Source organism: Alteriqipengyuania abyssalis, from assembly GCF_019857185.1.
Lineage (GTDB): Bacteria > Pseudomonadota > Alphaproteobacteria > Sphingomonadales > Sphingomonadaceae > Alteriqipengyuania > Alteriqipengyuania abyssalis.
In genome coordinates this window covers 217,948-242,492 of record NZ_JAHWXP010000004.1, presented here as the reverse complement: position 1 = coordinate 242,492, position 24,545 = coordinate 217,948, and the positions used below count along the sequence as shown (strand labels likewise).

Annotated in this window: 21 protein-coding genes and 1 tRNA gene; 10 read left to right on the top strand and 12 right to left on the bottom strand. The window is 64.9% G+C overall.

The window, feature by feature from the left end; translation table 11 throughout:
* Positions 1–65 precede the first annotated feature (65 nt).
* Both KYN89_RS14510 and rlmN read right to left on the bottom strand, forming a co-directional pair.
* The gene (locus KYN89_RS14510) at positions 66–713 is read right to left on the bottom strand and encodes an MOSC domain-containing protein (protein WP_222825737.1); all 648 of its coding nucleotides are present in this window, start codon (positions 711–713) and stop codon (positions 66–68) included.
* On the bottom strand, positions 710–1,963 hold the full coding sequence (gene rlmN, locus KYN89_RS14505; protein ID WP_222825736.1) for a dual-specificity RNA methyltransferase RlmN: 1,254 nt from the start codon (positions 1,961–1,963) through the stop codon (positions 710–712). Before rlmN ends, KYN89_RS14510 begins: the two co-directional genes overlap by 4 nt.
* Positions 1,964–2,191: 228 nt before the next feature.
* Here rlmN and KYN89_RS14500 point away from each other — a divergent pair, with 228 nt between their 5' ends.
* Entirely contained in the window at positions 2,192–2,860 is a 669-nt protein-coding gene (locus KYN89_RS14500) for an outer membrane protein (RefSeq protein WP_222825735.1), read from the top strand.
* Positions 2,861–2,927: 67 nt separating this feature from the next.
* Here KYN89_RS14500 and KYN89_RS14495 read toward each other — a convergent pair whose 3' ends face one another.
* Genes KYN89_RS14495 through KYN89_RS14485 form a run of 3 tightly spaced genes read right to left on the bottom strand, consistent with a single transcriptional unit; the run spans position 2,928 to position 5,882 of the window.
* A complete protein-coding gene (locus KYN89_RS14495; protein ID WP_222825734.1) occupies positions 2,928–3,416 on the bottom strand; it encodes an invasion associated locus B family protein in 489 nt (162 codons plus the stop codon).
* Complete coding sequence (gene greB / locus KYN89_RS14490) at positions 3,413–3,910, bottom strand: transcription elongation factor GreB (protein WP_222825733.1); 498 nt, start codon at positions 3,908–3,910, stop codon at positions 3,413–3,415. Before greB ends, KYN89_RS14495 begins: the two co-directional genes overlap by 4 nt.
* A gap of 19 nt (positions 3,911–3,929) precedes the next feature.
* On the bottom strand, positions 3,930–5,882 hold the full coding sequence (locus KYN89_RS14485; RefSeq protein ID WP_222825732.1) for a lytic transglycosylase domain-containing protein: 1,953 nt from the start codon (positions 5,880–5,882) through the stop codon (positions 3,930–3,932).
* A 103-nt stretch (positions 5,883–5,985) separates the two neighbouring features.
* Here KYN89_RS14485 and dapA point away from each other — a divergent pair, with 103 nt between their 5' ends.
* Positions 5,986–6,867, top strand: a complete 882-nt coding sequence (dapA, locus tag KYN89_RS14480) for a 4-hydroxy-tetrahydrodipicolinate synthase (RefSeq protein ID WP_010234872.1) — start codon at positions 5,986–5,988, stop codon at positions 6,865–6,867.
* 14 nt (positions 6,868–6,881) lie between these two features.
* Positions 6,882–7,373 (top strand): hypothetical protein, encoded by a 492-nt coding sequence (locus tag KYN89_RS14475; RefSeq protein ID WP_222825731.1) that lies wholly within the window; start codon positions 6,882–6,884, stop codon positions 7,371–7,373.
* Between the two features lies 1 nt (position 7,374).
* Here the strand turns inward: KYN89_RS14475 and KYN89_RS14470 are convergent, their stop codons facing one another.
* Positions 7,375–8,445 carry a succinylglutamate desuccinylase/aspartoacylase family protein gene (locus tag KYN89_RS14470; RefSeq protein WP_222825730.1) on the bottom strand — a complete coding sequence of 357 codons (1,071 nt, stop codon included), beginning with the start codon at positions 8,443–8,445 and terminating at the stop codon, positions 7,375–7,377.
* A 115-nt stretch (positions 8,446–8,560) separates the two neighbouring features.
* Here KYN89_RS14470 and smpB point away from each other — a divergent pair, with 115 nt between their 5' ends.
* From smpB to alaS, 5 genes are all read left to right on the top strand, one after another.
* Positions 8,561–9,043 carry an SsrA-binding protein SmpB gene (smpB, locus tag KYN89_RS14465; protein WP_010234884.1) on the top strand — a complete coding sequence of 161 codons (483 nt, stop codon included), beginning with the start codon at positions 8,561–8,563 and terminating at the stop codon, positions 9,041–9,043.
* Positions 9,044–9,207: 164 nt separating this feature from the next.
* Positions 9,208–9,816, top strand: coding sequence for a DUF2062 domain-containing protein (locus KYN89_RS14460; protein ID WP_248285310.1), 609 nt, complete (start codon positions 9,208–9,210; stop codon positions 9,814–9,816).
* Positions 9,813–12,248: a hybrid sensor histidine kinase/response regulator gene (locus tag KYN89_RS14455; RefSeq protein ID WP_222825729.1), complete on the top strand. Its 2,436-nt coding sequence runs from the start codon at positions 9,813–9,815 to the stop codon at positions 12,246–12,248. The genes KYN89_RS14460 and KYN89_RS14455 overlap by 4 nt, the downstream gene beginning before the upstream one ends.
* 128 nt (positions 12,249–12,376) lie before the next feature.
* Entirely contained in the window at positions 12,377–13,441 is a 1,065-nt protein-coding gene (gene recA, locus KYN89_RS14450) for a recombinase RecA (RefSeq protein ID WP_010234893.1), read from the top strand.
* Positions 13,442–13,652: 211 nt separating this feature from the next.
* A complete protein-coding gene (gene alaS / locus KYN89_RS14445) occupies positions 13,653–16,313 on the top strand; it encodes an alanine--tRNA ligase (RefSeq protein ID WP_222825728.1) in 2,661 nt (886 codons plus the stop codon).
* Between the two features lie 24 nt (positions 16,314–16,337).
* Here alaS and KYN89_RS14440 read toward each other — a convergent pair whose 3' ends face one another.
* From KYN89_RS14440 to KYN89_RS14430, 3 genes are read right to left on the bottom strand one after another with little or no spacing between them, the layout of a single operon-like run.
* A complete protein-coding gene (locus KYN89_RS14440; protein ID WP_010234901.1) occupies positions 16,338–16,526 on the bottom strand; it encodes a hypothetical protein in 189 nt (62 codons plus the stop codon).
* Positions 16,527–16,575: 49 nt separating this feature from the next.
* The gene (locus KYN89_RS14435) at positions 16,576–18,378 is read right to left on the bottom strand and encodes a cation:proton antiporter domain-containing protein (protein WP_222825727.1); all 1,803 of its coding nucleotides are present in this window, start codon (positions 18,376–18,378) and stop codon (positions 16,576–16,578) included.
* A gap of 60 nt (positions 18,379–18,438) precedes the next feature.
* Complete coding sequence (locus KYN89_RS14430) at positions 18,439–20,094, bottom strand: bifunctional GNAT family N-acetyltransferase/carbon-nitrogen hydrolase family protein (RefSeq protein WP_029140279.1); 1,656 nt, start codon at positions 20,092–20,094, stop codon at positions 18,439–18,441.
* A gap of 37 nt (positions 20,095–20,131) precedes the next feature.
* Between KYN89_RS14430 and KYN89_RS14425 the strand changes: the two genes are divergently transcribed.
* Positions 20,132–21,379, top strand: a complete 1,248-nt coding sequence (locus tag KYN89_RS14425) for an FAD-dependent oxidoreductase (protein WP_346727244.1) — start codon at positions 20,132–20,134, stop codon at positions 21,377–21,379.
* A 39-nt stretch (positions 21,380–21,418) separates the two neighbouring features.
* On the opposite strand, the gene KYN89_RS14420 is transcribed toward KYN89_RS14425, so the two are convergent.
* The 3 genes from KYN89_RS14420 to cpdR all read right to left on the bottom strand — a co-directional run bounded on the left by KYN89_RS14420 (position 21,419) and on the right by cpdR (position 23,415).
* On the bottom strand, positions 21,419–22,651 hold the full coding sequence (locus KYN89_RS14420) for an NADP-dependent isocitrate dehydrogenase (RefSeq protein ID WP_222825725.1): 1,233 nt from the start codon (positions 22,649–22,651) through the stop codon (positions 21,419–21,421).
* 214 nt (positions 22,652–22,865) lie between these two features.
* Positions 22,866–22,940, bottom strand: a tRNA-Val gene (locus tag KYN89_RS14415).
* Positions 22,941–23,022: 82 nt separating this feature from the next.
* Entirely contained in the window at positions 23,023–23,415 is a 393-nt protein-coding gene (gene cpdR / locus KYN89_RS14410; RefSeq protein WP_197635719.1) for a cell cycle two-component system response regulator CpdR, read from the bottom strand.
* A gap of 75 nt (positions 23,416–23,490) precedes the next feature.
* Between cpdR and KYN89_RS14405 the strand changes: the two genes are divergently transcribed.
* Positions 23,491–24,459 (top strand): N-formylglutamate amidohydrolase, encoded by a 969-nt coding sequence (locus tag KYN89_RS14405; protein WP_346727243.1) that lies wholly within the window; start codon positions 23,491–23,493, stop codon positions 24,457–24,459.
* Positions 24,460–24,545 lie beyond the last annotated feature (86 nt).

Below are 24,545 nucleotides of genomic sequence, written 5' to 3'. Positions count from 1 at the left end.
GTGTGTTATGAGAGTGTTACACCTCTAAGCGATTGTTTCAAGAGCCGGAGAGCTGATCGCGCCGATCAGGCGGCCGGATGCTTGCGGCGAATGTCGTGGACCAGCCGGTCCGATACGCGGGGCAGGCTGGCCAGCTCTTCCAGCTCGCCGCGATCCGGCTTGCCGCCCGCATAGACGAGGTGAAAGGCGCGCCGCACGGTCCAGTCGGCTGCCCCTTGCTCTATCGGGTCAAGCGAGTCTCCCGCCTGGGCGAGGCCGGGCTCGATCACCCGAAAGAACATGCCGCAGCGGCCGCTCTCGACGATCGCCTTGACGACGCCCTTGCGGCCCAGATGGCGTTCGATCGTCGCGCACGGCTGGCGCGGCTGCGAAACCTCGATGATTGCGGTGCCGAGGCGGAACCGGTCGCCGATGCAGACTGCGGTTTCTTCGATCCCATGAACGAACAGGTTTTCGCCCATGCTGCCTGGCCCGGCCAGCGTGGGGCGCTCGCCGACAAGATCCCGCAGCCATGCGTAATGGTCTGCCGGGTAGAGATGCACGGCCATCGCCGGAAAGCCGTGGTACTTACGATTCACCTGCTCGTCGCCCGCGACACCGCGCGGGCCTATTTCAACCGGGCCGTCGAGTGGCGATTTGGAGATGGCGCTGCGTTTGTCGCCGGGGAGCCGGGCTGCGCGTCCGGCGCAGATCGCCTCGACGGTCAGGCTCACGCGGCGCTTTTTTCCTCGGCAGCTTGCGCCGCTTCGCGATCGCGCTGGGCGCGGCTCTTCTTCTCGGCAGCGGTCTTCAGCTGGCCACAGGCTGCACCAATGTCGCGCCCGCGCGGGGTGCGGACCGGCGCGCTGATCCCGCCTTCGAAGACGATGTCGGAAAAGGCGCGAATGCGCTCGGGCAGGGAGGTTTCGTAATCGCTGCCCGGCCACGGGTTGAACGGGATGAGGTTCACCTTGGCGGGCAGGTCGTACTGCTTGAGCAGACGGACAAGCTCGCGCGCATCCTCGTCGCTATCGTTCTTGTCCTTGAGCATGATGTATTCGAAGGTGATCCGCCGCGCGTTGCTGGCACCGGGATAGTCTGCGCAGGCCTGCAGCAGTTCTTCGATGCCGTATTTCTTGTTCAGCGGGACGATCTCGTCGCGCACGTCCTTGCGCACGGCGTGGAGCGAGACCGCCAGATTCACGCCGATTTCCTCGCCGCAGCGTTCCATCATCGGAACCACGCCGCTGGTCGAGAGCGTGATGCGGCGCTTCGACAGGGCGAGCCCGTCGCCATCCATGACCAGCTTCATCGCGTCGCGGACATTGTCGAAATTATACAGCGGCTCACCCATGCCCATCAGCACGATATTGGTCAGCAGGCGCCCGTCGGACGTATATTCGGCGCTGTCCTCGACCTCGTCCAGCCCCGCCATCGAGCCCTTGGGCCATTCGCCAAGGCTGTCGCGTGCGAGCATGACCTGGCCGACGATCTCGCCCGGCGTCAGGTTGCGCACCAGCCGCATCGTACCGGTGTGGCAGAAACGGCAGTTGAGCGTGCAGCCGACCTGGCTGGAGATGCACAGGGTTCCCCGATCCGCATCGGGGATGAAGACCATCTCGAAATCGTTCCCGTCGGCGGTGCGCAGCACCCACTTGCGGGTGCCGTCGGTCGAGTGATGCGCCTCGACCACCTCGGGCCGTCCGATCACGAAGCGTTCCGTCAGCCACGGGCGCATGGTCTTGGCGATGTCGGTCATCGCCTCGAACTCGGTCACGCCGCGATGATAGAGCCAGTGGAACACCTGCTTCGAACGCAGCTTGGCGGCCTTGGCGTCGAGCCCGGCGGCCTCGAAAAGCTCGCGGATGCGCGCCTTGGGCAGGCCGATGAGGTCCACGCGCCCGTCCGCCCTAGGCGTAATATCGCGCGGGGTCGGAACCGGATCGAACGCTCCGGGGGTGGGCATGAGGTCTGTATTGGCCATGGGAGAGCCGCACATAATCGCTTCTGCGGCGAAATTCCAGCGGCGCACGCACATGCCGCCGTCCGGTTCCTGCCGTTGATCGTGCGAAAACGTCAGCTGGGCGAACGAATGTTACCGGAATGCCACAGTTTCTTGTTGTGTGACATTCATGAAACTTCGCAGGCGGAGAACCATTTCCTTGCTGTGTGCCGCATCGCAGACGGCATGACAAAGAAGGAAGTATCTGAAATGAAAATCGCATTTGCTATTCTCGCCACCGGTTCCCTGGCCGCGCTCGCCACGCCTGCCGCCGCTCAGGCCGATCCGGACTCGCCGTTCTCGGGTTTCCGCATCCAGGGCACGACCGGCTATGACCAGATCACCGCCGGAAGCAGCGTCGATGACGATGGCAACGACAACAACGACCAGTCGGCCGAAGGCGTCATCTATGGTGCCACGATCGGTTACGACGTCGATCTCGGCAACATCGTGCTCGGCCCGGAAGCCGAACTGACCGGTTCGACCGCCGATACGGATTACGAAGCCGGTGACTTCGAAGGCTTCGGCTTCGGCAACGTCTCGGCCGGTCGCGACATCTACGTCGGTGCCCGCATTGGTGTGAAGGCCAACCCGAACATGATGTTCTACGCCAAGGGCGGCTACACCAACGCCCGCCTCAACGTGCGCAGCAGCGACGGCACGACCGAGTTCGACACGAACTACGATCTCGACGGCTACCGCGTGGGTGGCGGCCTTGAATATGCGTTCGGCAAGAACCTCTTCACCAACATCGAATACCGCTATTCGAACTATTCCAAGGCTGAAGTCGATTTCGACGGCACGCTGCCCGATAGCGACCGCTTCGATGTCGATACCGACCGTCACCAGGTCACCGTGGGTCTCGGCATGCGCTTCTAAGCGCACCTGATCTTACGATCTCAAAGGGAGGGCGTGGCCTTGGCGGGCCGCGCCCTTTCTTGTTGGGCTAGTCGCGCGCGCAGGCGATGGTCGCCGCGTCGATCGCGGTGGCGACGCCGGACAGGCTGTAGCGATCGGTGAAGCGGTTCCCGCCGCGGTCTGTGGCGGACACACTCATCCGGGTGCCCGATCGCATGGCGGCGACGATGGCTGCGTCCATCCGCCTGTCCTGCGCCCAAGCGTCCGCTTCTCCAGCGGTCAGGCGATAGCTCTCTCCGCCGACGCGCAAGGTGACCGAGGGATCGCTTGCCAGGCGGCGCGACAGACGCACATGCACCTGATTGCGGACCTTGCGGTTGGGCCAGGTGCCGATGGTCGCATAAGGCTCGAACTCGCGTGCGCCCCGGCTCCGATCCGCCTTGGAGATCGCATAGCAGCGCGGCAGGCGCGGATCGCGAAAGGCGCCCCAGTCGTCGAACACGCCAAGCGAGGAGCGGGCGAGCGCCGGGCTGGCCAGTATTGCTAGAGTTCCCAGCAGAATGATTGCGCGCTTCACGCCGCTGCGCCCTTGCGTTCGGGATAGGAGATCTTGAGAACTTCCCATTCGCGCAGGCCCGTGGGGCCTTTGACCATCCGTAGATCGCCGACCTCCGCGCCGCGCAGCGCGCGTGCCATGGGCGAGCCCCAGCCGATCCGGCCCTCGCTCGCCTCCGCCTCGTCGTTGCCGACCAGGGTGAGCACTTTCTCGCGATCGTCCTCGTCCACCAGAGTCACGGTCGCACCGAAGAAGACGCGGTCCCGGTTGGGCTGGTCGGCGGGGTCGATCACCCGCGCCGCCTTCATCCGCCGGGCAAGATGCGCCAGTTCGCGGTCGATCTCGCGCATCTTCTTGCGGCCATAGAGATAGTCGCCGTTTTCGGAGCGGTCGCCATTGCCCGCCGCCCAGCTGACGATCTCCACGATTTCGGGCCGGGCGGTGCCCAGCAGGTGGTCGTAACGCGCCTTCATCGCGGAATAGCCCGCGGGAGTGATCGGATTGTCGCCTTTCATGCCCCCAGCCTAGCGCGGCTCAGCGCAGGAAGTCACCCGCCATTCTGGGCTTGCCGAACTGCGCGCGGTCGGGATTGAGCTGCTCGTAGACGGCGGCATTCTCGATCACGCGCTGGACGTAGTTCTTGGTCTCGTAGATCGGGATCCGCTCGATCCAGGTGACCCAGTCGATCCCGCCATCGCGCGGGTCGCCATTGGCGCGCAGCCACTTGTTCACGTTGCCCGGGCCCGCGTTATAGGCCGCGATGGCGAGCGGGTAGGACCCGCCATAATAGCTCATCATCCGGGCGAAATAGCCATCGCCCAGCTGCATGTTGTAGCTCGGGACCGCGATCAGGTTCTCCCGATCATAGCCAAGGCCCAGCTTGCCCGCCTGTTCGCGCGCGGTGCCCGGCATCAGCTGCATCAGGCCGCGTGCACCGGCGTGGCTGATCGCATTGGCGGCGAACTGGCTTTCCTGCCGCGCGATCGCGTGAACCATGGTCCAGTTCGCGCCGCCCGGCGGGGTGACGGTGGGGAAGCCCTGGCTGACGAAGCCGCGATGGCCGTCCGCCGCAGCGGCCTCGGCGACGTTGACCGCCAGATCGCGGCGGCCCGTCTCGCGCGCCAGCTCGGCGACCAGCGCGTGTTCCTCGGGCGTGTCGGCCTGTTCGGAAATCGCCTGGTAGAACTGGATCCCGGTGCGCCACGGAGCGCCGCGGGCCACTTCGCGCACTGCCTTGGTCAGCGCCGCGTTCTCGAATTCGGCGCGCTGCTGCGCGGTGGGCAGGGCGACGCTGTCTCCGCCGAGCGGCGGGACTTCGCGGCCCAGCTTGGCGAGCGCCAGCTGGCCGTAGAAACGGTCGGCATAGCGCGCGGCCATCTCGTAATAGCGGTTGGCTTCGCTGCGGTCGCCCGCACGTTCGGAGGCGAGGCCGGCCCAGTAGAACCCCTTGGAGCGGGTCTGCGGGGTCTGCGCCGCGGCGCCATAGCGGTAGAACAGCGGCGCCGCGCGGCCCGGCTGGCCGAGGTTCCAGTAGGCGTTGGTCCCGCCCAGCCACATCAGCGAGGTATAGTCGTCGCGCAGGCGATAGGCTTCCTTGCTGATATCGGTGCCCGGCGCGAACAGATCGTCGACCTTGGCAGCAATCTGCGCGGACGGGTCGGAGCCCGCACCGCGCGCAACGCGCAGCGCTTCGCCCACGAAATCTTCCGGGTCGAAGGCGGGGCGCTGGAACGAAGGACGGCTGGCGAGCAGCGTGATCGCCTGCGGCAGCTGCCGGTTTTCGCGGTAATACTTCGCCAGATTATAGACGTAGCCCGCATCCTGATTGGCATCGGGGGGAACCGGCAAGCCCTGGCTTTCGGGCGAGTAGCCCTGGATCAGGGCGAGCCGCGCCATGAACATGTCGCGCTTGGCGGGCGAGACGCGATTGATCTGCCGCTGCGAGGCTTCCAGCGCGCTCTGCCACAGCAGCGCGTCCATCCGCGCGTCGTCGTCTGCGGGCGAGAACTGGTTGCCGAAGATCGACAGCAGGTAGGGCTCGCTGGTCGCGCTCATGCTGCCGCCGCGCCATGCCTCGCGGGCAACCGCAGCAGCTTCGGGCCGCCCGACCGAGGACAGCGCGAGCGCGTAACGCGCCTTGCCCGCATTGGTGAGCGGGGGCAGCGCGTCGAAATAAGCGACCAGGCTTTCCGGGCTGGCGACGCTCTCGTCGAGCGCGTTTTCGGCCCGCGCGCGCAGCCGGTCGGCCTGCGGGAAGTCGGGATAGGCGAGCAGGAAGCTCGCATAATCGGTAAAGGGCAGGCTGTCCTGGCCGATCAGATAGTCCCACCGCGCGACGACCTGCGCCATCTGCGAGGGGGCGGACGCGATCAGGTCTGCCCGCGCACGATCCCAGCTCGACGCATCCTGCGCGTAGGCGGGTGGGACGATCGAGGTGGTGGAAACTAGCGCAAGCGCCAAAAAGGGGAGTCTGGTCATGCTGGACATTATGGCCGCTGGCTCCTTATCAGGCACTGAACGAAGGGATTGATGGGGCGATGAAAGCTCCGTTTCTCGCCCCTCATATAAGCTCAACGCAGGAGCGACTCAAATGTTCTCAGGCTCAATCCCCGCGCTCGTCACTCCATTTCGGGACGGCAAGGTCGACGAGGCGGCGTTCCGCACGCTGGTCGACTGGCAGATCGAGCAGGGTAGCGCCGCGCTGGTGCCCTGCGGCACCACCGGCGAAGCCTCTACGCTGTCCAATGCCGAACACCACCGGGTGATCGAGATGTGCGTGGAGCAGGCGGCGGGCCGCGTGCCGATCATCGCGGGTTGCGGCAGCAACGACACCAACAACGCGTTGCTGCATCTCAAGTTCGCGAAGAAGGCCGGCGTCACCGCGGGGCTGTGCGTCGCGCCCTATTACAACAAGCCGAGCCAGGCGGGGCTGATCGCGCATTTCAGCCATCTGGCCGAACATGGCGACCTGCCGATCGTGCTCTACAACGTGCCGGGTCGCACGGTGACCGATCTCCAGCCGGAGACCGTGTGCGAGCTGGCGGAAAAATTCCCCGAGGTGATCGTGGCGATCAAGGACGCGAGCGAGGATCTTTCGCGCGTGGCCGACCACCGCATGGGCATCAGTCGCGATTTCTGCCAGCTGTCTGGCAATGACGAACTCGCGTTGCCGTTCAACGCGGCGGGTGGTTCGGGCTGCATTTCGGTGACCGCGAACGTCGCGCCCGCCCTGTGCGCCGAATTCCAGAAGGCCTGCGCCGACAATGACCTGGTCCGCGCGCGCGAACTCAACGACCGGCTCTACCCGCTGCACTACGCGATGTTCGAGGATTCGAGCCCTGCGCCGGTCAAGTACGCGCTGTCACGCACGCAGAGCTGGATGACCGACGAGGTCCGCCTCCCGCTGGTCGCCTGCTCCGACCACGCCCGCCGCGCGGTCGACAAGGCGCTGGAGCACGCGGGGCTGGTGTGAGGTATGTCGAAGCCTTGATTTTTTTGGTTCTGTCGGCGCTAGTTGCCATTTTCGTGACGACTTGGACGACCTTCGCGTTATCCGCCTTGAACGATCTCGCGCAAGGCGAAAGCCCGTTAGCGCTAATCGACCTGATAAATCCGTTGGCGTGGGCATTGATACTTCTGTGGGGCGCATTTCTCGCGCTGATTCCGACCACGGTCCTGCTGGGAATTGCCTTCGCGAGCGCGCGACGCTTTGGAGCAGGATGCCGGGTTGTTGGCCTGATTGCTGGACTAGTGCACGCATGCGCAGGCAATGCAGTCAAGTTTGCTGACCTTTCGCTTCACGATCCAAATTCTGGGCTTTGGCCAACAGTTGCAACGGGATTTGGGCTGATCGAGATGCTGCCTGGCCAATCTGGTTTACTGGTCATCCCTTCATCCGCGCTAGGCGGCTGGTTCGCTGGTGCATTCTTTGCCCGCCTTATTCGCCCGATACCGGCACTTCCGAACCAGGCGTCCTAATCTAAAGCACCTCGTCCTCGTCCAGCAGCGTGGTCGGCGGGTGGGGCGGTTCGCTGACTGCCAGCGCATCGGCGATGCTGCGTGCGCCGTGACCGACGCCATCCAGCGTCTCGACCTCGGCGATATGGAACAGCGCGTCGCCCTGGTTGACCACCGGCAGGGTCGCGTGGCCGATGATTATGCCGTCGACCGGGCTGACCAGTTCCTGAGCGTCCTCGCCGAACAGGCCGCCGACCACCGCCAGCATGTCGCCCCGCCGCACCACGTCGCCCGACTTGCGCACCCGGCGCGAGACTCCGCCGCGCGGTGCGCGCACCCAGCTTGAGCGGTTGGCGCGGGTCGGCACCTTGACCGCCGCGAGCCCGTCGTCGAGCTCGATCATCCCGATATGCGCCAGCACGCGCAGTACCCCGCCGACGCCGACATTGATCGCATAGCGATCGAACCGCAGCGCCTCGCCCGCTTCCAGTAGCAGCATCGGCGTTTCGCGATCATGCGCGAGCGCGCGCATCGATCCGGGCCGCAGCGGGCTCTCGATAATGATCGGCGGGGCGAAGGCCATCGCCAGTTCGGTGAGGTAGGGGCTGCCCGAAGCGATGCGGATCTGCGGCAGATTGTACCGGTGGACTGCGGCGGTGTGCAGGTCGATGCCGAGCGAGCAGCGGTCGATCACCTGCTCCAGAAACGTATGCGCCAGCTGCGCGGCGAGGCTGCCGTTCTCGTAACCCGGGAAGCTGCGGTTGAGATCGCGCCGGTCGGGCAGGTAGCGGCTGTGCGAGGCGAAACCGTAGATATTGACCGCCGGGGCAAGGATCAGCGTGCCCGCCATCGCGCCCGGCATCAGGTGGTCGAGCAGCCGCTGGATGATCGCGGTCCCGACAATCTCGTCCCCATGGATCGCCGCGCTCACGAACACCGCCGGGCCGGGCTTCGCCCCGTGCAGCACTTTCAGCGCGAGCGATGCGTCGAGCCCGGTGACCTGCTGGCTGACCGGGATGGTCAGGATTTCGGAACTGCCCGGCGCGATTGCGCGGTCGTGAATGCGGAAGGGCTCTGGCGCGCTGGATTGCATCAAGCAGGAATAGCCACGCTGCGGCCGCGCTGCGCAAGCGCAGGCGCGATTTCATCCCCACTCCATGCGCGGCCCCTTTCCCTTTCGTCCGCGTGCCCCTACATCGCGGCCCCTTATGGCACGTCCCAAACCTCCTACCTTCGACAAGCGCAAGACCGTCGCCGAGAACCGGCGCGCGCGGTTCGACTATGCGGTCGAGGAAAAGTTCGAGGCAGGGATCGCGCTGCAGGGGACCGAGGTCAAATCGCTCCGCTCGGGCGAGGCGACGATCGCCGAATCCTACGCCGAGGTGCGCGATGGGGAGGCATGGCTGATCAATGCCAACATCCCCGAATACACCCACGGCAACCGCCTGAACCACGAGCCCAAGCGCCCGCGCAAGCTGCTGCTCCACGAAAGGGAGATCGAGAAGCTGCTAGGTGCGGTTGAGCGCAAGGGAATGACGCTTGTGCCCCTGTCGATGTATTTCAACGGGCAGGGTCGGGCGAAGGTCGAACTGGCGCTGGCCAAGGGCCGCCAGACCAAGGACAAGCGCGACTACATCAAGGATCGCGACTGGCAGCGCGACAAGGCACGAATCCTGCGCGACCGGGGATAGTTTCAGGTGCGCTGGGAAGGGCGGATTTTGCGACGATCCGGGCCGCTTGATTAATGAACCAGCCACCCCGTTTCGGCTAGTGCTCCTGCGCCTCTACTATGGGGTAAAACGACGACCTCCGGCTTGCCCTTCGGCATGGCCGACACCACTATCGAACGAGCATTATGATCCAGCCATCAGATAGCCTTCACAAGCCGTCCGCACGTTCGGCAACGTGGAGCTACCTGCGTCGATATACCGACCGGGAAAAGCTGGCCGAAAGCCGTGTCTTGCGGCCTATCGCACACCGTTTCCTCAGCCCCGAACTATGGCGCTTCACCCGCCGCAACGTGCCGCGCGGCGTCGCGCTCGGCCTGTTCGCAGGGTTCGTGATTCCGTTCGGCCAGATTTTCCTCGCCTTGGTACTCGCCTTCACCGTGCGCGCCAATGTGCCGATCGCCAGCGCGACCACGCTGGTGACCAATCCGCTGACCTTTCCGTTCTGGCTGTGGGCAGCCAACCGGGTCGGCCACAAGGTGCTGACCATCATCCCCGATGGCGGCAACGTGCTGTTGCCGCAGGACGGGTTGATGACGCTTGGCGGCCTGTTCGAGGCGGCGGGCGCGACCGTGTTCGGCTTCTTCCTCTTCGCGGCGCTGTTCCCCCCGATCGGTTATCTCCTGACCAAGTGGATATGGCGCGCCGCCATGGGCCGGCGGCGCAAGAAACGGCTGAAGCGCGGCGCGATCGCCCGCGAAGCGGCCGCCGCGCCATCGCAGGCAACGCCATCGTGAAGCCATTCGCTCAGCCTGGCGCCGGGGGAACCCCGCTCGGCTGGCTGGTCCTGCTGCTCGCGCTGGTGGTCAGCGTTGCGGCGGTATGGCTGCTGAGCGACCTGCCGATCCTGACCGCCGCCTATGCTGGCGGGCTCGCGACGCTGATGACCCTGCTGATCGTTCTGCGAGGCAAGGCCGCAGGTGCGGAGCGGGTGGAACTGGCACCGCCCGACTGGAGCGTGACGCTCACCGCGATCGACCAGCCCGGTGCGCTGGTGGCGATCACCGACCGCGCGAACCGGCTGGTCTGCGCGAGCGCGTCGTTTTCCTCCCGCTTCGGGGTCGAGAAGGCTCCGCCCAATCTCGCCCTGAGCGAGGAGGCTGCCGCCGAAGCACTGCTCAGAACCGCGCGCGAGGCCTGGCGCGAAGGGCGCGCGCACGCGGCGCACCTCTCGCTGGGCAAGGACGATGTGCGCTGGGAGGTCGAGGCGCAGCGGGCGGGGCGGGGCGAGGATCACCTTGTCTGGCGCTTCCGTCCCGAATCGAGCGAAGATCTTGCCAGCGACATATCGCAGCTGGTCACAGGCGCGCTGGGCAGGATGCTTGGCCGCGCGGGGGTGGTGGCCGCGCTGGTTACCGCCGAAGGCACCGTACGCGCAGCCTCGCCTGCATTTGCAGAGCGCGCTGCGGGCGACCCTTCGGCCACGCTGGTCGGCCGTGAATTCGCCGATTTCCTCCGGCTCGACGAGCGCGAGCGGATATATTTTGCCCGCGCGGGCCGGGAGGGCGAGCCCTTCCAGCTGATCCACGTGCCACTCAACGATATCGACGATGAATGGGCCGCCAACCCGCAGGATGCGCCTTCGCTGATGCTGCTGGTCGAGGCGCATGTCGCTCTTGCCGAGCATGTCTCCGCCGATACCGCGCCCAAGGTGGAGTCGCTGATCGAGGCCCTGCCGCTGGGCCTGGCGATGACCGATCGCGACGGACGCTTCCTGTTCGCCAACCCGTCTTTCCTGCGCGCGGTCGGACGGACAGAAAAGGGCCTGCCGACCTTCCCCTCCGACCTGGTCGTGCGCGAGGACAAAGGTGCGATCTCCGACGCGGTGCGCCGTTTCGGCAAGGGCGGGGTGGCGAGCGGCGACGTTGCGGTGCGGCTCGAAACCGCGCCGGGTGAGCCGGTCTCGCTGGGTCTCGCCAGCGTGCGCGGGCTGGGCGAACCCGCCGTACTGCTGTCGCTGGTCGATTCGAAGGAAGAAACCGAGCTCAAGCGGCAAATCGCGCAGGCGAGCAAGATGCAGGCGATCGGCCAGTTGGCGGGCGGCGTGGCGCACGATTTCAACAACGTGCTGACCGCGATCATCGGCTATTGCGACCTGATGCTGCTGCGCCACATGCCGGGCGACAGCGATTACGACGACATTCAGCAGATTCGCGCCAATTCCAATCGTGCGGCCAGCCTTACCAGGCAACTGCTTGCGTTCAGCCGCCAGCAGACGCTGCGCCCCGAGGTGCTGCAACTGCCCGACGTCATCTCCGAGGTCAGCCAGCTGCTCAAGCGCCTGCTGGGGGAGAAGATCGAGCTGCGCGTGCGGCACGATCGCGATCTTGGTCCGGTCCGCGCCGATCCGGGGCAGCTCGAACAGGTGATCGTGAACCTGGCGGTCAACGCGCGCGATGCGATTGCCGCGCAGGGCGACGGAACGGGCACATTGGTGATGTCGACCCGCAAGGTCTCGCTCAAGGAAACGCGCAGCCTCGGCCCCGACATGCCGCCCGGTGACTACACCGCGCTGATCGTGCGCGACACCGGGGGCGGGGTCCCGGCCGCGGTGATGGGCAAGATCTTCGATCCCTTTTTCACCACCAAGGAGCTGGGCAAGGGCACCGGGCTGGGCCTGTCGACCGTCTACGGCATCATCCGCCAGTCGGGCGGCTATATCTATGCCGAGAACGTGGGCCCTCGCGATGGACTGGGCTCCGGGGCCGCCTTCACTGTCTATTTGCCGGTGCACCACGGCGCGCCCACTGCGGAAGAGCGCCGCGCCGATCCCGACGAGCCAGCGCGGCGCTGGTCCGGCGGTGGGCGCGTGCTGCTGGTCGAGGACGAGGATATGGTCCGCGCGGTGGCCGAGCGCGCGCTGGTCCGCGCGGGCTTCACCGTCACCGCCCAGCCCGATGGAGAGGACGGCCTCGCCGAGATCGCCAATGGCGGCGTCTTCGACCTGGTCGTCTCCGACGTGGTGATGCCGGGAATGGACGGTCCGGCAATGGCTCGCGCGATCCGCAAGCTGAAGCCCGACCTCCCGATCCTGTTCATGTCGGGCTATGCCGAGGAAACTCTGCGCAACGAGATCAGCATCGACAACATGTATTTCATCGCGAAGCCATTCAGCGTGGAACAGATCTCACGCAAGGTGGGTGAGGTGCTGGGCGCTGCAAGCGCCTGATTTCCAACGTTTCATCTCGCGTTCCGAAAAATATTCGTTCCCCCCTTGTTCTATAAGAACATAAGCGGTACATACTGCTCATGTCGAAAAGGCGAGAGCCTCTCTAGGAACATGAAGGAGGGCGTGCGATGGCTGCTGCGAAACTGAAGCTGGTAGACGACAAGGAAACCAACGTGGACCGTCAAAAAGCGCTCGACGCGGCACTCGCACAGATCGACCGCGCATTCGGCAAGGGTTCGGCGATGAAGCTGGGCTCGAAGGAAACGATGAATGTCGAATCGATTTCGACCGGCTCGCTCGGTCTCGATATCGCGCTCGGCATCGGCGGCCTGCCCAAGGGCCGGGTGATCGAAGTCTACGGGCCGGAAAGCTCGGGCAAGACCACTCTGGCGCTGCATGTGATCGCAGAGGCGCAGAAGGCCGGCGGCACCGCCGCCTTCGTCGACGCCGAACACGCGCTCGACCCGGTCTACGCCAAGAAGCTGGGCGTCGATATCGACGAACTGATCGTCTCGCAGCCCGATACGGGCGAGCAGGCGCTTGAAATTACCGACACGCTGGTCCGCTCCAATGCGATCGACGTGCTGGTGGTCGACTCGGTGGCCGCGCTGGTCCCGCGTGCCGAAATCGAAGGCGAGATGGGCGATAGCCACGTCGGCCTTCAGGCACGCCTGATGTCCCAATCCCTGCGCAAGCTGACCGGGTCGATCAACCGTTCCAAGTGCATGGTCATCTTCATCAACCAGCTGCGGATGAAGATCGGCGTGATGTACGGCAATCCGGAAACGACCACCGGGGGCAATGCGCTCAAGTTCTACGCCAGCGTGCGGCTCGACATCCGCCGCACCGGCCAGATCAAGGACCGCGACGAAATTATCGGTAACTCCACACGTGTGAAAGTGGTCAAGAACAAGGTCGCACCGCCGTTCAAGCAGGTCGAGTTCGACATCATGTACGGGCAGGGCATCTCCAAGATCGGCGAAATCCTCGACCTCGGCGTGAAGGCGGGCGTGGTGGAGAAATCCGGCTCATGGTTCTCCTACGACAGCATCCGGATCGGGCAGGGCCGCGAGAATGCGAAGACCTTCCTCAAGGAAAACCCCGAAATTTGCGACAAGTTGGAGGCTGCGATCCGCGGCAAGACCGACGATGTCGCCGAGGAGATGATGGTCGGCCCTGACGCGGAGGACTGATCGCTTCTTCTCAAGCGGGCGCTGCAGACCTCGCGCCCGGGAACCCGGAAAACCGGTTGCGTCGCTTTCCTCTGGAAGCCTCGCGGCCGGTTTTTCCGTTGTCTGGCGCGTTGCTGCCAGAGGCCTGACGTAACCTCCACCGGTGATCCCGCATCAACGCGCTTTGTGAAAGCTTGTCGGCCACGGCCTTCTTGCCTAACTCGGCTGGATCATGACCAGCACCAACGACATCCGCCGGACCTTCCTCGAATTCTTCGAATCGCGCGACCACAAGCGTGTCGCCTCGGCGCCACTGGTGCCGCATAACGATCCGACCCTGATGTTCGTCAACGCGGGTATGGTGCCGTTCAAGAACGTCTTCACCGGCCTCGAAACGCCCCCGGCCCCCCGCGCAGTCAGCGCGCAGAAGTGCGTGCGTGCAGGCGGCAAACACAATGACCTCGACAATGTGGGCTACACCGCGCGGCACCACACCTTCTTCGAGATGCTCGGCAATTTCTCGTTCGGGGACTACTTCAAGGAACAGGCGATCCATAATGCTTGGACGCTGCTGACCGAGGAGTTCGGTCTCGACAAGAATCGCCTTCTCGCCACGGTCTATCACACGGATGACGAGGCGTTCGATCTGTGGCGCAAGATTGCGGGCCTACCCGAAGACCGCATCATTCGCATCGCGACCAAGGACAACTTCTGGGCGATGGGCGATGATGGCCCGTGCGGACCGTGCTCCGAAATCTTCTGGGATCACGGCGATCATATCCCCGGCGGCCCTCCCGGTTCTCCGGAAGAGGATGGCGACCGCTTCGTCGAGATCTGGAACCTCGTCTTCATGCAGAACGAGCAGCGGGGCGGCGAAATCATCGGCGACCTGCCCAACCAGAATATCGACACCGGCATGGGGCTGGAGCGGATTGCTGCTGTTCTGCAGGGTGTCCACAACAACTACGACACCGACACCTTCCGCACGCTGATCGAATCCACCGAAGCCCAGCTTCACGCCGATGCGACGGACCAGACAATCGCCAGCTACCGCGTGATCGCCGATCACCTGCGCGCGACCGGCTTCCTCATCGCGGACGGGGTGCTCCCGTCGAACGAAGGGCGCGGCTACGTACTGCGGCGGATCATGCGGCGCGCCATGCGCCACGCGCATCTTCTGGGCGCTAAAACGCCGCTGATGCACCGCCTCGTCCCCACGCTGGTCGGCGAGATGGGCCAGGCCTATCCCGAACTCGGCCGTGGCCAGGCGCTGATCGAGGAAACGCTCGAGCGCGAAGAGACGCGCTTCCGCGAAACGCTGGAGAAGGGCCTGCGTCTGCTCGACGAGGCGACCGGCTCGCTGGCCAAGGGCGATCAGCTCGACGGCGAGGTAGCGTTCAAGCTCTACGATACCTACGGCTTCCCCTACGACCTCACCGAAGATGCGCTGCGCGGCCAGGGCATCGCGGTCGATCGCGAGGGCTTCGACGCTGCGATGGCTCGCCAGCGGGAGGCTGCGCGTGCGGCGTGGAAGGGCAGTGGACAGGCCGCCGATAGCGAGGTGTGGTTCACCATCGCCGAGCGCGAGGGCGCGACCGAGTTCACCGGCTATTCCGCCACGCAGGGGGAGGGCCAAGTGGTCGCGATCGTGAAAGATGGCGTCGAAGTGACGTCGGCGGCTGCTGGCGAAGATGTCGTGCTGCTGACCAACCAGACGCCCTTCTACGGCGAGAGCGGCGGCCAGAGTGGCGACAGCGGCAGCATCACCACACACGATGGCCTACGTATCGCGGTGCGCGACACGGGCAAACCGCTCGGTCGGCTCCACACACATCAGGGCAAGATCGAGGCGGGCGAAGTGCGCGTGGGCGACGAGGTCCGGCTGACCGTCGACGAGCAGCGCCGCAACCGAATTCGCGCCAATCACTCCGCGACCCATCTGCTTCATGCTGCACTGCGCCGGCGCCTTGGCGATCAGGTCACCCAGAAGGGCTCGCTGGTGGCGGAGGATTACCTGCGCTTCGACTTCTCCTACCCGGAGAAGATCGACCGCGAAGGGCTCGACCGGATTGAGCAGGATGTGAACTCCCAGATCCGTGGCAATTCCGAAGTCGGCACCCGCCTGATGACACCCGACGATGCGGTCGCTGCAGGAGCGATGGCGCTGTTCGGGGAAAAATACGGCGACGAAGTCCGCGTGCTTTCGATGGGGCGCGATGCCGACGCGGATTTCTCGATCGAGCTGTGCGGCGGCACCCATGTGGAACGGACCGGCGATATTGGCCTGTTCGCGATCATCGGCGAATCGTCCGTATCCTCGGGCGTCCGGCGGATCGAGGCGCTGACCGGCAATGCGGCCAGTGAGTATCTTCGCACCCGAGCGAACGCTCTCAACGAAATCAGTGGCAAGCTGGGCGCGACGCCCGATGCGGCGGTCGCGCAGCTCGATGCCCTGCTTGCACAGCGCAAGACGCTCGAGCGCGAGTTGGCCGACGCCAAGCGTGCGCTCGCCCTGTCGGGCGGGGGTGGCGACGGGCCGCAGGTCAGCGACGAGACGATCAATGGTGTGACCTTCAGCGGTCAGGTGATCGAAGGGCTGGACCCCAAGGAACTTCGCCCGCTGCTCGATGCGGCGAAGCAGCGCCTTGGCTCGGGGATCGCCGCGATCTGCGCGACCAATGACGGCAAGGCCGCCTTCGCGGTCGCTGTCACTGACGACCTGACGGATCGCTTCAGCGCTGTCGAGCTGGTCCGCGCCGGTGTTGCCGCGCTCGGCGGCAAGGGCGGCGGGGGACGACCGGATATGGCGCAAGGCGGCGGCCCCGATGCGGCTAACGCCGGGGCCGCGCTTGATGCGGTTCGAGGCGCGCTGGCCGAGGCGGTAAACGCCTAGCCGAACGCGCGCTCGGACAGTTGTTTAGCGGGCGCCGCTGCCTGCTCGCCGCGCGTCTGGCTGGCTGCCACGGTTCAGGTCTTCACCGCCGGTATCGGCAGGCCTGGAGGCGTCCCGGCGAGCGGACGGCTTGGCCTTGCCGCTTCCTTGCTGATTTTGCGGCTTGAACTTCTCGTCGTTCGGGATCGGCTTGGTGGGGTCGATGTCGGACATATAAATTCTCCTTTCCCTACCAATGGTTGGCAGCGAAAGAAGGTCCGGATCAGTCGGAAGACAGATCCGCCGGCACGTTTGAAGGTGCAGTTGCCGATACGGTGCTGGTGCGCAGCTTGGGCGCGTATTCCAGCGCGCCTTCGGTCTGAATCTGCTTGCGCATCTCGTCGCGCTTCTCGTGGATCGAGGCGATCACCGGCCCCATGGCCACTCCGATATCCACCAGCACCGCCTCCGACAGCTGCAGCGAGCTTTCGAGCGTTTCCGGGACCGCGTGGCTCGCACCAGCCTGATAGAGCAATGCGGCATGGCTGGCATCGCGGGCACGCGCGACGATCAGCAGATCGGGGTAATTGCGCCGAAGCCGTGCAACCAGCTGCTGGGCCAGAACCGGCGCGTCCATCGTCAGCACGATTGCGGAGGCGTCTTCTACCCGCAGCGCGCGAAGCGTTTCCAGCCGAGCGGCATTGCCGAAGATGACGTTGTAGCCATCGCGCTTGTCCTGCAGCGCCAGGTCCGCATCGGACTCGATGGCGACATAGGGCTTCTCGTGCACGCGCAGCATGTCTGCGATCAGCCGGCCGACACGCCCGCCGCCCACCACGATCACCCGGCCCGCCGGGGCGGACTGGTCGCGCGCGGGATCGGGGACGGGGTCCACCCTGCGGGCCACCGCGCGCCCGACGAAGGCCAGCAGCGGGGTTACGGTGAGACCGATCGCGGTCACGATCTGCCAGAACTGCGTCGTGCCCGGCTGGATCAGCATCGCCGAGCTTGCGGCAGAAAGCACGATCAGCGTGGTTTCCGAAGGGCTCGCCATCAGGATGCCGGTCTCGGTCGCCGTGTTGCGCCGCGCGCCCATCATGCGCAGCAGCAGCCCGGTGACCAGCGCCTTGAACGACAGCACCAGCACCACCGCGGTCAGGATGATCCCGACATTGTCGGCCAGCGCCTTCAGATCGATGCTCATCCCGATGGTGATCAGGAAGATACCGAGTGCGAGACCTTTGAAGGGCTCGATGATCGTCTCGACCTCGCCGTGGAAATCGGTTTCTGCGATCAGCAGCCCTGCGATCAGCGCGCCGACAATGGGGGAGAGGCCGGTGATCCCGGTCGCGAGACTGGCACCGATCACCACCACCAGCGTGGCGGCAAGGAAAACCTCGGGGCTCTTGGTACGCGCAGCCTGCGCGAACAGGACCGGCAGGGCATAGCGGCCCAGGATCAGCAGGACCGCGATCACCGCCGCACCCTGCCACAGGGTGGTCCACAGCCCGGTGAGCCCGTCGGCCTGTGCATAAGGGGCGAGCGCGCCGAGCATGAAGATGATCGGGACGATCGCGATATCCTCGAACAGCAGCATCGAGAGCGCGGCCTTGCCGACCGGAGAACTGGTGCCGGAAATCGGCAGCACGATCGCAGTCGATGACAGCGCCAGCGCCAGACCCAGCGCCATCGCGCCGGTCCAGTATTGCCCCATCATCGCCAGCACCAGCGCGATCGAGGTGCCGATGATCGTCAACTCGAGCGCGCCGAGCCCGAAGACCAGCCTGCGCATCTGCCACAACCGGTTGAACGACAGTTCCAGCCCGATCGTGAACAGCAGCAGGATGATTCCGAACTCGGCGAAGATCGCGAGCGAATCCGGCTCGGATATCGTCACCGCCGTCAGCCATTTGATTTCAGGTGTCAGCGCGCCGAGCCCATACGGGCCGACGAGGATGCCGATCAACAGGAAGCCGATCACCGGCGTGATCCGGAAACGGGCGAACAGCGGGATGACGATTCCCGCTGCGCCCAAAATCACCAGCGCGTCGGACAGCGCAGTCGTCGGTTGAAGTTCACCTGCCACGGGCCGACCATATCAAGCCTGCCCAGCCGTTGAAGGCCTGAAATGAGCGAAAGTCCGTGATTACCCACCGCCCGGGGTGTGTGGGCCCCTGGGTGCCGCGTCCTGTCCGGCGGCTTCGGCCTCTGCCTCGCCGATGCGGGGGGAGATCTGGCCCACGCGCTTGTCCCACTCGATCTGGTAGAGGTCGAAGCGGCGATCCGCGAGATTGCGCACGGTGCCCTCGGCGCGCGCCCAGCTGAGGTCTGCCAGATTGACGTCGCTGATCGTCAGCGTCTCGACATTCTCGCTCGCTTCGGCGGCGATCCCGTCGCGCGCGAAGGGGAAGTCACACGGGGTCAGGATGCAGCTCTGCGCGTACTGGATATCCATGTTCGCCACGTTGGGCAGGTTGCCGACATTGCCGCTGAGCACGGTGAAGCACTGATTCTCGATCGCGCGAGCCTGCGCGCAATAGCGCACGCGCATGTAGCCCTGGCGGCTGTCGGTGCAGAAGGGCACGAAGATGATCCGCGCGCCTTCGTCTACGAGCCTGCGGGCGAGTTCGGGGAATTCGCTGTCGTAACAGATCAGCACCCCGATCGGGCCGCAATCCGTTGGGATCGCATCGATCGAATCGCCACCCTTGATGTTCCACCAATAGGCTTCGTTGGGGGTGGGGTGGATCTTCTCCTGCGCGTGGATCGATCCGTCGCGCAGGCAGACATAGGCGACGTTGTGGATGTCCCCATCGTCCATCCGCGTCGGATGCGACCCACCGATGATGTTGATGTTGTAGTTGAGCGCCAGCTCGGAAAGCTTCTGGCGGATCTTGGGCGTGTACTCGCTCAGCGCCTCGATCGCTTCGATCGGGCTCAGCTCCTTTTCCTCCGCGCTCAGCAGCATCAGTGTGAACAGCTCGGGGAAGAGGATGAAATCGCTTTCGTAGTCCGATGCGACGTCCACGAAATATTCCACGTGGCGCATGAACTCGTCGAAGCCGGAGACCGCGCGCGCCTGCAACTGGCAGGTCGCGATCCGCACGCTTTCGACATCGCGCGGCAGGCGATGTTTGCGCGGCGCGTCGGCATCGACATACGGATTGCGCCAGACCATGCGCACGGCGAACGCCTTGGAGCGCTTGTCTTCGGGCAGATAGTTCTCGAGGATGCCCTGCGGTTCGAACCCGTTGGCCAGCTGGAAGCGCAGCACGGGGTCGTGGATCTTGTTGTCGACGACCTTCTCGAGATAGTCCTCCGGCCCCTCCGCGCGGTTGCGCTTGCGCCGCATCGCGTTCGCCAGATTGGGCATGCGCCCGCCGAAGACGATGCCCGACAGATCGAGCCGCTCGGCCAGCGCGCGCCGCTCCTCGTACAGGCGTCGTCCGATCCGGGTGCCACGCACCTTGGGATCGACGCACATTTCGTAGCCGTAGAGCCAGTCGCCGGTCGGATCATGCCGGCTGCCGAACCCGTTGCCGGTAACCTCGTCCCACGAGTGATCCGACATCGCGACATTCGCCTTCAGGCGCATCGACGCGCAATAGCCGACGATCACCCCATCCAGCTTGGCAACGAAGCAACCCTCGCGGTAATTGTTCAGCTGCCCACGGATCTCGCCCAGCTTGTAGGGCGGCAGATCGACATAGGCGCGGCGGACCAGCTCCGCGATATCGGGCACATCCTTGAGCTTCGCCTGGCGGACTTCCAGGCGGGCCTTGGTCTTGTCGGTGGTCGAGATCGGATCGTCTCCTGTATGCAGTGTTCAACGGGCACTAGTGCCTGAACAAAGGAGAGCGTCCAAGGTGCCACATGATCCCGAATTACCGGTAATCGTCGTTGGCGGAGGCCCGGCGGGAATATTTACCGGAATGTTGCTTGCCCGCGCGGGCGTGAAGGTGACCGTGCTGGAGAAGCACGAGGACTTTTTCCGGGATTTTCGCGGCGACACGGTCCATCCCTCGACGCTCGACCTGTTCCACCAGCTCGGCTGGCTCGATGAACTGCTGGAAATCGAACACAGCAAGGTCGAGCAGATCGGGCTCAGGATCGCAGGCGAGCAGCGTCAAATTGCCGACTTCCGACACCTGCCCGTGCCAGCGCCCTACATCGCGATGATGCCGCAATGGGATCTGCTCGATTTTCTGGCCGGCAAAGCGCGTCAGTACCCCGGTTTCGAACTGCGCATGGGGGCAGAGGCGGTTGCCGCCCGTAACGATAGCAGCGGGCGGGTATCGGCGGTCGAAACCAGCGCCGGGGAGGTGCTGCCCGCGCGGCTGGTGATCGCCGCGGACGGGCGCCGCTCGATCATGCGCGAAGAGGCGGCGCTGCCGCTCAAGCGAATCGGCGCGCCGATGGATGTCCTGTGGTTCCGGCTCGATCGCCCCGAAGGGCTCGGCCCGGAGAGTTTCGGTTCGCTCGCTGCGGGCAAGTTTCTCGTCCTGATCAACCGGCGCACTTACCTTCAGTGCGCGTTCCTGATTCCCAAAGGCAAGGCGGACGAAATTCGCGCGCAGGGGATCGACGCGTTTCGCAATCGCTTGCTGGGTCTGGTGCCCGAGCTCGATGGGGCGATCGCCGCTTTCTCGGATATGGACGAGGTGAAGCTTCTGAGCGTGGCGCTCGACCGTCTGACTCGGTGGAACCGTGACGGGTTGCTGGCGATCGGGGATGCCGCCCACGCGATGAGCCCGATCGGCGGGGTGGGTATCAATGTCGCGGTGCAGGATGCAGTGGTCGCGGCGAACGTGCTGGCGGCGCCGCTCGCACGCGGAGACGATCCCGATCCGCTGTTGCCGCGCGTGCAGCAGCTGCGCGCCCGGTCGGTCCATTACATGCAGATGATGCAAAAGCTCGCGCAGGATCGGATCATCCGGCCGATCCTCCAGCGCGATCAGCCGATCGACCGGGCGCCGCTGCCAGTGCGGTTGATCGATACGGTGAGCCCACTGCAACGCCTGCCTGCCAGGCTCATCGGGCTGGGCATCGACCGCCCGCATATAGAAAGCCCCGACGCCTACGAGTGAGGCGCCGGGGCTGGATTTTCACGTAACCGGTGTTCCGGATCAGGCGGGGGCGAGGCCCTGCTTCTTCATTTCGGTTTCGAGGTTGGTCACGATCGCCTCGAAGAACTGCTCGGTGGTCAGCCAGCTCTGGCCGGGGCCGATCAGCAGCGCGAGATCCTTGGTCATCTGACCGCTCTCGACCGTCTGGATGCAGACCTTTTCCAGCGTCTCGGCGAACTTCACCACTTCGGGCGTATCGTCGAACTTGCCGCGATACATCAGGCCGCGCGTCCACGCGAAGATGCTCGCGATCGGGTTGGTCGACGTCGCCTTGCCTTCCTGGTGCTGGCGATAGTGGCGGGTGACCGTGCCGTGCGCCGCTTCGGCTTCGACGGTCTTGCCGTCGGGCGTCATCAGCACGGAGGTCATCAGGCCGAGCGAGCCGAAGCCCTGTGCGACGATGTCCGACTGCACGTCGCCGTCGTAGTTCTTGCAGGCCCACACGAACTTGCCGCTCCACTTGAGCGCGGCGGCGACCATGTCGTCGATCAGGCGGTGTTCATAGGTAATCCCGGCCTTGTCGAAATCGGCCTTGAACTCGGCGTCGAACACTTCCTGGAACAGGTCCTTGAAGCGGCCATCATACTTCTTGAGGATGGTGTTCTTGGTGCTCAGGTACACCGGCCACTTGCGGTCGAGGCCGTACTGGAAGCTGGCGCGCGCGAAGTCGCGAATCGAGTCGTCCAGATTGTACATCGCCATCGCGACGCCGGGGCTGGGGAATTCGAATACGTCGATGTCGATGTTCTCGCCATCCTCGCCTTCGAAGACGAGGCGCAGCTTGCCCTTGCCGGGGATCAGCGTGTCCTTGGCGCGGTACTGATCGCCGAAGGCATGACGGCCGACCACGATCGGGTCGGTCCAGCCGGGGACGAGGCGCGGCACGTTGTCGATCACGATCGGCTCGCGGAAGACCACGCCGCCAAGGATGTTGCGGATCGTGCCGTTGGGCGAAACCCACATCTTCTTGAGGCTGAATTCCTCGACCCGCGCTTCGTCGGGAGTGATCGTCGCGCATTTCACGCCGACGCCGTACTGCTTGATCGCGTTGGCCGCATCGACCGTGATCTGGTCGTCGGTTTCGTCGCGCTTCTCGATCGACAGGTCGTAATACTTAAGGTCGATATCGAGGTAGGGCAGGATCAGCCTTTCGCGGATCCACTGCCAGATGATTTTCGTCATTTCGTCGCCGTCGAGTTCGACGACCGGGTTCTTGACCTGAATTTTCGCCATTATCCGTCCCTGCTGGTCCGTGCGTTGCAATTTGTGGGTGAATCTGGCGCGGCTTTAGCAGAGGTCCGGGCGGGTGCAAGGATCGCGGACGCAAAGCGCTGTGCCGATGCGGCGGGGTAACCAGCAATGCCGCGCTGGCGGCGGGGCAGGGGAGCTTGCAGCCAGATACGAAAAAAGGCGCCGCTCGCCGCGACGCCCCTTTCGAAAACCCCAATGGTGGGCGTAGGAGGATTTGAACCTCCGACCCCTACGATGTCAACATAGTGCTCTACCCCTGAGCTATACGCCCGCACCATGGGGATCGCCGTCTTGTCGGCGGAGGCGCCATCTAGCCGCGCCTGCTCACCGTTACAAGAGGCTAAAGTTGCTTGTTACAGAAGGGCCTCTCTCGCGTCCGCAAAAACCCGGTCCACCTCAAGTACCAGATCGCGTAGATGGAACGGTTTCGAGAGCACCCTGGCCTGCGGCTGGTCGGCGCTTGCCTTCAGCGAAACCGCCGCGAATCCGGTGATGAACATCACCTTCGTCTCCGGGCTGATCTCCGCGCACCGCTGGGCGAGTTCGATCCCGTCCATCTCCGGCATCACGATATCGGACAGCAGAAGGTCGTAATCGCCGCTTTCGAGCAGGGGCAGGGCCGCCGTTCCGCAATCGACCGAATCGACTGCGTAGCCTGATTTTTCGAGCGCGCGGGTCAGATAGGTCCGCATCGCTTCCTCGTCCTCCGCCAGAAGGATTCGCCGCTGAAAGGTGGGTTTGCTCATAGACCCTCGTCCATAGCGGCCACCACTTAATGAATCTTTGGCGTGTCAGTGCCTTGCCCTGCTTTGACACACCCTGTGTTCCGGTTCAGCACGGCGAACATGGAAGGCGCGCGCGGCAGCGATTCGGGACAGGGCATTGCAGGTGGAATGATCCCCGGCAGCGGGGCGCCGGCCTTCACCCTCGAGAATCTTGAGAACACTGCAATTCCGATCCTGATCGCGGCACCGCATGGCGGTCGCGCCTATCCTGCGCGGATTGCGGATGCGATGCGCAATCCGGCCATCGCCCAGTTGCGGCTGGAGGATCGCCACGTCGATCGGCTGGCGCTGGAGGTGGCGCGGCAGACGGGCGCTGCCTCGCTGATTGCACATGCCCCGCGGGCAATGCTCGATCTCAACCGGGCACCCGATGACATGGACTGGTCGATGGTCGCCGATGCGCCCGCGGACAGGCCTGCGCACTCAAGCGCCAATCGTCGCGCGCGAAGCGGGCTCGGCCTCGTCCCCCGCCGCGTTTCGGGGGTGGGCGAAATCTGGCGCACGGATCTGACCAGCGCCGAGGTGGCGGAGCGAATCGCGCTGATTCACGAACCCTATCACCGCGCTCTTGCCCGGGCGCTGGATGCGATCCGCAGGACCTGGGGCGTGGCCCTGCTGATCGATCTGCACTCGATGCCGCCGCTTGCCGCCAGCCACCCGGGCCAGCGGCCCACCGAATTCGTGATCGGCGACCGTTTCGGTGCCTCATGCGAGGATGGCGTGGCGGGCCGCGCGCTGCAGTTCCTGGGGTCCAGCGATCGAGGCGTGGCGCATAACCGGCCCTATGCCGGTGGCTACGTGCTCGACCGGCACGGCAGGCCCGGGCTGGGTATCAATGCACTCCAACTGGAAGTGTGTCGCACGCTCTATCTCGATGCGCGTCTGGCGGGGACCAGCCCCCGTCTGCCGGGGGTCGCGCGGCTGATTGCCGAACTGGTGCGCACGCTGGCGGACGAGATCGTACCGGATCGCCGCGATTACGGGCTACCGCTGGCTGCCGAATAAAAAAACCACCCCGTGCACGAATGCACGAGGTGGCCAAGGTTCAGGGAGGAAGCACGCTTGAAAGCGTGCCTGTCCGGGGCGGCTAT